The following is a 315-nucleotide window of genomic DNA, read 5'->3' on the forward strand; positions in this document are numbered from 1 at the left end:
AACAAAAACACTCCATCAAGTGTAAGCCCCCGGCCATCCCCTCTTGACCGAGCCTCAGGTTGACTCCGGCCTCCACCGATGCGGCAACAGCTCCCCGATCCGACTCTGCGGCTGAGTCGGCAGGCGGGTGAGGACATCCTTCAAGTAGGCGTAGGGCTCGTGGCCGTTGAGGCGCGCCGACTGGATCAGGCTCATGATCGCAGCCGCGCGCTTGCCGGCGCGCAGCGAACCCGCAAAGAGCCAGTTCTTGCGGCCGATGGCAATCGGCCGGATCTGGTTCTCGATCCAGTTGTTGTGTGTGCCTTGCAAAGGCAC

At 62.9% G+C, this 315-nt stretch carries 1 protein-coding gene; it reads right to left on the reverse strand.

The window, feature by feature from the left end; genetic code table 11:
- Positions 1–54: 54 nt before the first annotated feature.
- On the reverse strand, positions 55–315 hold a 261-nt coding region (locus tag ETQ85_RS18765; protein ID WP_148580618.1), incomplete at its 5' end, for a transposase domain-containing protein.

Source organism: Zoogloea oleivorans, assembly GCF_008107625.1.
GTDB lineage: Bacteria > Pseudomonadota > Gammaproteobacteria > Burkholderiales > Rhodocyclaceae > Zoogloea > Zoogloea oleivorans.